The organism is Halomonas sp., assembly GCF_031581305.1.
Classification (GTDB): domain Bacteria; phylum Pseudomonadota; class Gammaproteobacteria; order Pseudomonadales; family Halomonadaceae; genus Halomonas.
In genome coordinates this window covers 1-8,685 of record NZ_JAVLBC010000138.1, presented here as the reverse complement: position 1 = coordinate 8,685, position 8,685 = coordinate 1, and the positions used below count along the sequence as shown (strand labels likewise).

8 protein-coding genes are annotated in these 8,685 nt (G+C 66.4%); 4 read left to right on the top strand and 4 right to left on the bottom strand.

Annotated features, from left to right (window positions below):
• Both RI841_RS11745 and RI841_RS11740 read right to left on the bottom strand, forming a co-directional pair.
• A partial coding sequence (locus tag RI841_RS11745) for a GspH/FimT family pseudopilin (protein ID WP_310705785.1) occupies positions 1 to 407 on the bottom strand: 407 nt, incomplete at its 3' end.
• A 174-nt stretch (positions 408 to 581) separates the two neighbouring features.
• Complete coding sequence (locus tag RI841_RS11740) at positions 582 to 875, bottom strand: PP0621 family protein (protein ID WP_310705784.1); 294 nt, start codon at positions 873 to 875, stop codon at positions 582 to 584.
• Between the two features lie 101 nt (positions 876 to 976).
• On the opposite strand from RI841_RS11740, the gene RI841_RS11735 reads away from it, so the two are divergent.
• Positions 977 to 2,608 carry an NAD+ synthase gene (locus RI841_RS11735; RefSeq protein WP_310705783.1) on the top strand — a complete coding sequence of 544 codons (1,632 nt, stop codon included), beginning with the start codon at positions 977 to 979 and terminating at the stop codon, positions 2,606 to 2,608.
• 104 nt (positions 2,609 to 2,712) lie between these two features.
• On the opposite strand, the gene RI841_RS11730 is transcribed toward RI841_RS11735, so the two are convergent.
• Entirely contained in the window at positions 2,713 to 4,554 is a 1,842-nt protein-coding gene (locus RI841_RS11730; RefSeq protein ID WP_310705782.1) for a sensor domain-containing diguanylate cyclase, read from the bottom strand.
• Positions 4,555 to 4,703: 149 nt separating this feature from the next.
• The gene (locus tag RI841_RS11725) at positions 4,704 to 5,519 is read right to left on the bottom strand and encodes an outer membrane protein assembly factor BamD (RefSeq protein WP_310705781.1); all 816 of its coding nucleotides are present in this window, start codon (positions 5,517 to 5,519) and stop codon (positions 4,704 to 4,706) included.
• Between the two features lie 125 nt (positions 5,520 to 5,644).
• Between RI841_RS11725 and rluD the strand changes: the two genes are divergently transcribed.
• The 3 genes from rluD to RI841_RS11710 form a co-directional block, all read left to right on the top strand.
• Entirely contained in the window at positions 5,645 to 6,604 is a 960-nt protein-coding gene (rluD, locus tag RI841_RS11720; RefSeq protein WP_310705780.1) for a 23S rRNA pseudouridine(1911/1915/1917) synthase RluD, read from the top strand.
• 10 nt (positions 6,605 to 6,614) lie between these two features.
• Complete coding sequence (gene pgeF / locus RI841_RS11715) at positions 6,615 to 7,370, top strand: peptidoglycan editing factor PgeF (RefSeq protein WP_310705779.1); 756 nt, start codon at positions 6,615 to 6,617, stop codon at positions 7,368 to 7,370.
• A 237-nt stretch (positions 7,371 to 7,607) separates the two neighbouring features.
• Positions 7,608 to 8,685, top strand: a 1,078-nt coding sequence (locus tag RI841_RS11710) for a Clp protease N-terminal domain-containing protein (RefSeq protein WP_310705778.1), incomplete at its 3' end; no start/stop codon positions are given.

Below are 8,685 nucleotides of genomic sequence, written 5' to 3'. Positions count from 1 at the left end.
TTGTAACGCACCGGGCGATCATCATTGCGGTAGGTGAGGGAGGGCAGCTGGCTCTCGCCGAAGGTGCGTAACAGTCGGTCACCCGACTCTCCGCGACCTTCGAAGATAGCCAGCGTGGCTCGCCAGGCGTCGCCCTCGGCATTGTTGTCGATCTGGCATTGGGTCATGTCGACAGTGGGGCAGAGGGTGATGGTGGTGCGGCGAGTAATGGCCGCGCTGCGGGTCTTGGCCAGCGCTGATTTGAGCCGCATGACCTCTGCTGCCACCTCATTCCTTGCGCTGAGCTTCTGAAAGCCAGGAAGTCCCACCGTGGCGATAATGGCAAGCACGGCGATGGTGACGATCAGCTCGATCAGCGTCAGCCCATACTGCCGAGAAGAAAACGGGGTGCTGATAGCAGGGCGCATGGTGCCCTCCCGGCGTGGCCTGTTCGATGGATCCTTTCTTCAGGCTAGCCGGGGCCAGTCACTCCGCTGTAGGCGATCGCCTACAGCGGTTGTACGTCATCATGGCACCAGAATGGCGAGGTCGCCCTCGGTCGAAGGGCAAGCGGGCGCGGATGGCGCCCCGCCCGTGTCGTTCTACTCTTCGTTCTTTTCCTGTCGTTTCTCTTCCTTCTGCTCTTCCTTTTGCTCGGCCAGGTACTTGTCGCGGTGGTCGCCGGAGCAGAACCAGTTGCCGCGCTCGCGCAGGGCGTCTTCCTCGGGCAGGTGCACCTGGCACCAGCTGCAGCGCACCATACGGTTGCCCTGCGAGTCGCCCGCCTGCTGTGGGCCCTCGCGGTCCAGTTTCCACTCGCGGTACATGCGGTAGAGCTTCAGGCCGGCGAAAAACAGCACGGCGAAGATGATCAGGCGAATCAGCAACAGGTTCATTCCTTACAGGACTCCCAGGTGGGGGTGGCCGGCTTTGCCACTCGGCCGCCCTTGCGGGACAATGGCGGGTATTCATCGATTCTCGAGAGATTTCCAAGCCCATGCAAGACCTGACCCTGGTAATGGCTCAGCTCGACCCGCTGGTCGGCGACATTCCCGGCAACGCCGAGCTCGCCATCGAGACCGTTCGCGAGGCACGCATCGAGCATGGCGCCGATATCGTGGTGCTGCCCGAACTCTTCCTGAGCGGCTACCCGCCGGAGGACCTGCTGCTGCGACCCTCCATGGAGGCCCGCCTGCGGCATGCCCGGGCCCATTTAGCCGAGAAGATGGCCCGCGATGTCATGGTCATCGTCGGATATCCGGGGCGCCGGGAAGGTGAGAACTGGAACCTGGCCGGGGTGCTCTACAACGGCGAGTGGCTCGACGAGTACGCCAAGCAGGCGCTGCCCAACTACGAAGTGTTCGATGAGCAGCGCTATTTCGCCACCGGCCGCCAGCCGTTGGTGGTGGAGCACAAGGGCGTCAAGCTCGGCATCCTGATCTGCGAGGACATCTGGAGCGAGAAGCCGGTCCGCCAGGCCCGCGATGCCGGCGCCCAGATCCTGGTTACCCTGAATGCCTCGCCCTTCCACCTGGACAAGCCCGCCGAGCGACTGGCGCTGCTCGAGGCGCGTGCCCGCGAGGTGGAGCTGCCCATCGTCTACGTCAACCAGATCGGTGGCCAGGACGAGTTGGTCTTCGATGGCGGCTCGGCCTGTGTCGACGCCAAGGGCGAGCTGATGGTGCAGGCGCCCCACTGGGCGGTGGGCCTGATGCCGGTGCAGTTCGTGCGCGACGCCCACCACTGGGTGCCCCAGCCGGGCGAGACCGAGCCCGACGTCGAGCCGGAGGAGAACCTCTACTGCGCGCTGGTCACCGGCCTGCGCGACTACGTCAACAAGAGCGGCTTCAAGGGTGTGGTGCTGGGGCTCTCCGGCGGCATCGATTCGGCGCTGTCGCTGGCCATCGCCGTGGATGCCCTGGGGGCGCAGCGCGTCCACGCGGTGATGATGCCCTACCACTACACGGCGGACATCTCGAAGCAGGACGCCGCCGAGCAGGCCGAGATGCTGGGCGTGAGCCATGAGGTGCTGCCTATCGAGCCGATGGTCGAGGCGTTCATGACGACCCTGGCCGAAAGCTTCGCCGGTACCGAGCGCGACACCACCGAGGAGAACCTGCAGTCGCGCTGCCGCGGCGTGCTGCTGATGGCGATCTCCAACAAGAAGGGTCTGATGGTGCTGACCACCGGCAACAAGAGCGAGATGGCGGTGGGCTATGCGACTCTCTATGGCGACATGGTGGGCGGCTACAACGCCATCAAGGACGTCTACAAGACCTGGGTCTACCGCCTGGCGCGCTGGCGCAATACCCAGTCGCCGGTGATGCCTGCGCGGGTCATCGAGCGGCCGCCGACCGCCGAGCTCGCCCCGGACCAGCAGGACAGCGATACCCTGCCGGACTACGACGTGCTCGACGCCATCCTGGTGCGCTACATCGAAGGCGACATGAGTGCCGAGGCGATCATCGAGGCGGGCTTCGACCACGAAGACGTCTACAAGGTGGTCAAGCTAGTTGACCGCTGTGAGTACAAGCGGCGCCAGGCGCCGGTGGGCGTGCGCGTCACCCGCCGCGGCTTCGGTCGTGACCGCCGCTACCCCATCGTCAACGGTTGGCAGCCGGGGGAATGAAGCGGGAAGCTTCAAGCTGTAAGCTTGAAGAAAACCGGTGCTGCCAGAAGCAGCGCCGGTTTTTCATTGGATCATCGCACTAAGATTGACCCCAGGGCCATCTCTCAGGTTTTCGGCAAGGCCAACGGTGAGTACAAGCGCCAGGTGTTGCGCCCGCCAGCCTTGGCGCGGTACATCGCCGAGTCGGCGGCCTGGAGCAAGCTGGAGCTATTGTTGCCATCTTTCGGGTAGAGGGCAACGCCTACCGAGACGCCGATGGTTACCGGCGTGCCGTCGATGGTGAAAGGATGTGTCAGCGCCTCGACCACATTGGCGGCAACCCGGGTGGCGTTATCGGCGGCTTGAATGGGGTCCACCACGATCACGAACTCGTCGCCGCCCAGCCGGGCCAGCATGTCCTCGGCGCGCAGGTTGGCCTGCAGGCGTTCGCCCACGGCCTGCAGGAGCGTGTCGCCTGCCTGGTGGCCGAGCGTATCGTTGACCTCCTTGAAGTAGTCCAGGTCCATGAAGAGCACGGCCAACTGCCTGCCAGCGTGGCACGACTGGCGAATGGCTCCTTCCAGGTGCTGCTCCAGGTAGGCGCGGTTGGGCAGGCCGGTGAGCTCATCGTGAAGCGCCTGGTGGCGCACTACCTCCTCGGCGGCCTTCTGCTCGGTGACATCGTTGAAGATATGGATATAGCGCAGCGTTTCGCCGCTGGCGCTGCGTACGGCACTGACGGTCTGCAGCGCCACCAGCATATCCCCGTTGGCACAGCGGTAGCGAACCTCGCCCTGCCAGGTCCCGTTCTGTTCCAGTTGTTGCAGGCCATGTTTCAGCTCCGGGCTGTCGGCGTGCCAGGCCAGCAGGTCCTTGATCGGCCGCCCGGTCAGGGCCTGAGCCGAGTAGCCCAGTTGGCTGGTAAAGGCTGGGTTGGCATCGATGATGATATGGTCCGGGCTGGTGATGGCGATCGCCTCGTGAGCGCTACGAAAGACGCTGGCGGCCAGGCGAAGTTTCTGCTCCGAGCCCTCCAGCTCACGGGCTTGCCTGTCCACTCGGGCCAGCAGGGGGTACAGGGCGTGGCTGACCACCCAGGCGCCTACCAGGGCCAGCAACAGTATGGCCAGCGCCGGCCACAGCAGCAGCTTCAGGGCTTCGTTGTGAAACTGTCGAGACGGTATTTCCACCAGCAGCTGCCAGCCCTGCTCCCCCAGAGCGGCCTTGAGGGTGACTTGAATCGTGTCTTCGCTGATCTCTGGGGAGTCAACGTGGCTTACGCCCGGCCCCTCCGGTCCCAGCGTTAGCTCCTGCTGGCAGTTGGTCGTGCGCAGCCGCATCCTGGCGTCTTCACCGAAGCGTTCCGTATTGGCCAGCAGGGCCAGCAGCGGCTCGGCCTGGAAGAAGACGATATCCCGGCCGATGCGCTCTCCTTCAGGTGTGACGATCGGCGAGCAGCTCTGCACCAGCACTTCGTCATGCTCCAGTAGGTAGAGCCGGCAGGGATAGCCCTCCTGTGAGTCGTGCGAGGGCGCCGCTCCGGCCGGGACCTCGCCGATTCGTGAGATGAGCTCGCCGTCGGGGCCCTGTCGGATCAGGCCGACCAGGTCCGGTGCCTGGGCCAGGGCATCGGCCAGGCGCGGTGTGGTGAAGTCCGACACCTCGTCCAGCGAGGTGTCACCGCGGGCATAGGCGCCGAGGCGCCGGCGAATCTCCGTGCGGCTGGTGAGCTGGCGGGTGATATCCTGATAGCGCTGGAGCTGATGGTGGAGGGCATCCGCCTGGGTTTCGGCGCTGAGCTGGCTGATATGTTCGATGCCGCTGCGCGCGGCGTGATAGAAGGGCAACGCGGTGATCAGCCCGGCCAGCAGGGCGGTGGTCAGGATGCCCAGCGCGGCCAGTGACCGGATGCGCAGATGCACGCGACGGATGTCGCGCGTCGATGATGAAGAGTGGGCTGTTGTCATGGAGCTCGAGTCGGCATTTCCCGGAGGATGGGGCCTCCGACCATCAGAGTTGTCTCGACGATACCCTGTGGGGCGCTTGCCAGGCATCGATGGGTTTCAACGACTCGCCCCGCCAGCCAGGCTGGCGGGGTAGAGGCAGGTGGCGGGCTTCAGGCTGATAGGGCGTCGGCCTTGACGTGTTGCGGTCGGAAGGTGCGGCCGTTGAGCCGTTCATGGTTCGGGGCGTTGTCGATCAGTACCTGAAGGGTCTCGCGGGCGCGGTCACGCATCTCGAGGCCCAGATAGCCCTCCACCATCACCGCCAGGGCGTCATGGTTCGCCTTGGACTGGGGGTAGTGCTCGATCACCCAACGGCCGCGCTCCACGGCGGCCAGGTAGGCCCCCTTGCGCAGGTAGAAGTCGGCCACGTGCAGCTCGTGGCGGGCCAGCACGTTGCGCAGGTAAATGATGCGCTGCCGGGCGTCCGGGGCGTACTGGCTGTTCGGATAGCGCTGGATCAGCTCGCGAAAGTCGGCATAGGCATCGCGGGTGGCGCCGAGGTCGCGCTTGGAGATGTCGATCAACCGCAGCCGCTCCAGGCTGAAGCGTCCCGCCTGCCAGGCAGCCAGGCCACGCATGTAGTAGGCGTAGTCCACCTGGGGGTGGTCCGGGTGCAGGCGGATGAAACGGCTGGCGGCGGCGCGGGCGCCTTCCCAGTCGTCGCTCTCGTAGTAGGCGTAGATCAGCTCCAGCTGCGCTTGCTGGGCATGCTCGCCGAAGGGGAAGCGGGTATCGATGGCCTCGAGTCGGTTGATGGCGGTGGTGTGACGGCCATCTTCCAGAGCCTCGCGACCCTCCTGGTAGAGCTGGCGCTCGGCGACGCCGGAGAGTTCCTCTTCCTGGGAATCGGTGCTGGCGCAACCGGTCAGCAGGACGCCGGTCAGCAGCAGGGACGCCAGGCGGGTGGGGGAGGTGATAACGCGCATCGTGATCCTCGTGTCTAACAACCCGGATGGCCGTGATAGAATCGGCCGATATCCGCCCACTATAAAGCACCTTGCGGCGAAACGCAGTCATCGCTCCCGGTGCGCAAAGAGCCCTGTCCCGACCCATGTCCCAGACCCTCGACGCACAGCATCGCGTTCCCGAGCGCATGGCCGGCCTGCGCCTCGACCAGGCCGCCGCCGAACTCTTCGCCGACTTTTCCCGGGAGCGGCTCAAGGCCTGGATCAAGAGCGGGGCCCTGACCCTGGACGGCCAACCGGCCAAGCCCAAGGACAAGGTCTATGGCGGCGAGGCCCTGGCCCTGGCCGCCGAGATCGAGGACGACACCCGCTTCGAGCCCGAGGATATCCCCCTGACGGTGGTGTACGAGGACGACGAGGTGTTGGTGATCGACAAGCCGCCGGGCCTTGTGGTGCATCCCGCCGCCGGCAACCCCGATGGCACCCTGCTCAATGCCCTGCTGCACCATGACCCGCAGCTGGCGGCCATCCCCCGGGCGGGCATCGTGCATCGCCTGGACAAGGACACCAGCGGGCTGATGGTGGTAGCCAGGACCCTTGCCGCCCAGGCGGCGCTGGTCGAGCAGCTCCAGGCGCGCACGGTATCGCGGGAGTACGACGCTGTGGTGGTGGGGGTGATGACCGCCGGCGGCACCGTGGATGCCCCCATCGGCCGTCACCCGCGCGATCGCAAGCGCCAGGCGGTGAACGCCTCGGGCAAGCCGGCGGTGACCCACTACCGGGTGGTGGAGCGTTTCCGCGCCCATACTCATGTGCGCTGCCGGCTCGAGACCGGCCGCACTCACCAGATCCGCGTGCACATGGCCCATGTGCGCTATCCGCTGATCGGTGACCCGGTGTATGGGGGGCGCCTCAAGCTGCCCGCCGGCGCCAGCGAGTCGCTCAAGGAGATCCTGCGCGAGTTTCCACGCCAGGCGCTACATGCCCGCAAGCTGGCCTTCGTGCATCCGGCGAGCGGCGCGCGGATGGCCTTCCGCGCGCCGCTGCCGGATAACCTGCTGATGCTGCTCGACTACCTGCGCGAAGACCGCGAGACCATGCGTTAAGGACCCCGTGATGAGCGATACCTTCGACCTGCGCCCGACGCCGATCCTGCCCGACTGGCCAGCGCCGGAGAGCGTGGGGGCCTTCGTCACCACCCGCGAGACCGGCCCCAGCCAGGGCCCTTTCGCTGCCTTCAATCCGGCCGAGAATCTGGGCGACAACCCGAACCACGTGGCGCTGTGCCGCCGCCAGCTGGAGAAGGAGGTGGGCGACGACCGCCCACTGCTGTGGCTCGACCAGGTGCATGGTGCCCGGGTACAGCAGGCGTACTCCGCCGCCCGGCCCCAGGCGGACGCCGCCGTGGCCATGAATCGCGACTATGCCTGCGTGGTACTCACCGCCGACTGCCTGCCGGTGTTCCTCTGCGATCGTCGCGGCGAGCGGGTGGCGGTGGCCCATGCCGGCTGGCGCGGGCTGGCCGGTGGCGTGATCGAGGCGACCGTGGGCGCCATGGGTCTGCCGCCGGAGGAGCTAATGGCCTGGCTGGGCCCGGCGATCTCCAACGCCCAGTTCGAGGTCGGCCCCGAGGTGCAGCAGGCCTTCGTCGGCGTGCACCCGGAGGCCGAGGCGGCCTTCGATCCCAGCCCCTACCGGCTCGGCCACTACATGGCCGACCTCTACAAGCTGTCCCGCCTGCGCCTCGAGCGCCTGGGTGTCTCCCATATCAGCGGCGGCCACTTCTGCACCGCCTGCGAGCCCCGCTTCTACTCCTACCGCCGCGACGACGGTGTCACCGGCCGCATGGCCAGCGTGATCTGGTTGAGATAGCGCCGAGCGCCGAGCTGCAAGCGCCAAGAAACCCCTCGGCTTGCTCTCTGCGCTTTCGAGCCATCCTGGCTTGGCTGCTTGGCTGCTTGGCCGCTTGATCAGCGTCAACTCCTCACTCCCTTTCCCTGGCCACCGACTTGAAAGCCAGCCACGCTGACTCCATTGATACCTTCAAGACACATTGACAGGGCCAAACGGTGCGTCCGACCGCGCCGTTACCCCGATGGAGGAAAGCGAATGCGATTCGACAAGTTTACGGCCAGGCTGCAGAACGCCGTGGCCGATGCCCAGTCCCTGGCCGTGGGCCGCGGTCACAACCAGCTGGAGCCGGGTCACCTGCTGCTGGCGCTGCTGGATGCCACCGATACTGGCGTGAAGGCGCTGATCCAGAAGGCCGGCGGCGATGCCGCGCGACTGCGTGACGGCTTGGCGGGCCAGCTCGACGACCTGCCCAAGGTTGCCAATTTCGACGGTGAAGTGCAGCCCTCCCGCGACCTGATCAAGCTGTTCAACCTTACCGATCGCGAGGCCCAGAAGCGCGGCGACCAGTACATCGCCAGCGAGCTGGTGCTGCTGGCCGCGCTGGAGATGGGCCACGCCGTCAGCAAGTTGCTCAAGCAGGCCGGGGTGACCCGCCAGTCGCTGGAGAGCGCCGTCGACAGCGTACGCGGCGGTGAATCGGTCGACGACCCCAACGCCGAGGACCAGCGCGAGGCGCTGGAGAAGTACACCCTGGACCTCAACGAGCGGGCCGCCAGCGGCAAGATCGACCCGGTGATCGGCCGCGACGACGAGATTCGCCGCACCATCCAGGTGCTGCAGCGGCGCACCAAGAACAACCCGGTGCTGATCGGCGAGCCCGGCGTGGGCAAGACCGCCATCGTCGAGGGCCTGGCCCAGCGCATCGTCGACGGCGAGGTGCCGGAGGGGCTCAAGGACAAGCGCGTGCTCTCGCTGGACATGGGCGCGCTGCTCGCCGGGGCCAAGTTCCGCGGCGAGTTCGAGGAGCGCCTGAAGTCCGTGTTGAAGGAGCTGGCCCAGGAGGAGGGCCGGGTGATCCTGTTCATCGACGAGCTGCACACCATGGTCGGCGCCGGCAAGGCCGAGGGCTCCATGGATGCCGGCAACATGCTCAAGCCGGCGCTGGCCCGTGGCGAGCTGCATTGCGTGGGTGCCACCACCCTCGACGAGTACCGCAAGTACATCGAGAAGGACGCCGCCCTGGAGCGTCGCTTCCAGAAGGTGCTGGTCGACGAGCCGTCGGAGGAGGACACCGTGGCGATCCTGCGTGGCCTCAAGGAGCGCTACGAGGTGC

Coding starts and splice junctions, on each gene's coding strand:
- RI841_RS11740 (WP_310705784.1), bottom strand. CDS start 875: ATGAACCTGTTGCTGATTCGCCTGATCATCTTCGCCGTGCTGTTTTTC.
- pgeF (WP_310705779.1), top strand. CDS start 6,615: ATGAGCGATACCTTCGACCTGCGCCCGACGCCGATCCTGCCCGACTGG.
- RI841_RS11735 (WP_310705783.1), top strand. CDS start 977: ATGCAAGACCTGACCCTGGTAATGGCTCAGCTCGACCCGCTGGTCGGC.
- RI841_RS11730 (WP_310705782.1), bottom strand. CDS start 4,554: ATGACAACAGCCCACTCTTCATCATCGACGCGCGACATCCGTCGCGTG.
- RI841_RS11725 (WP_310705781.1), bottom strand. CDS start 5,519: ATGCGCGTTATCACCTCCCCCACCCGCCTGGCGTCCCTGCTGCTGACC.
- rluD (WP_310705780.1), top strand. CDS start 5,645: ATGTCCCAGACCCTCGACGCACAGCATCGCGTTCCCGAGCGCATGGCC.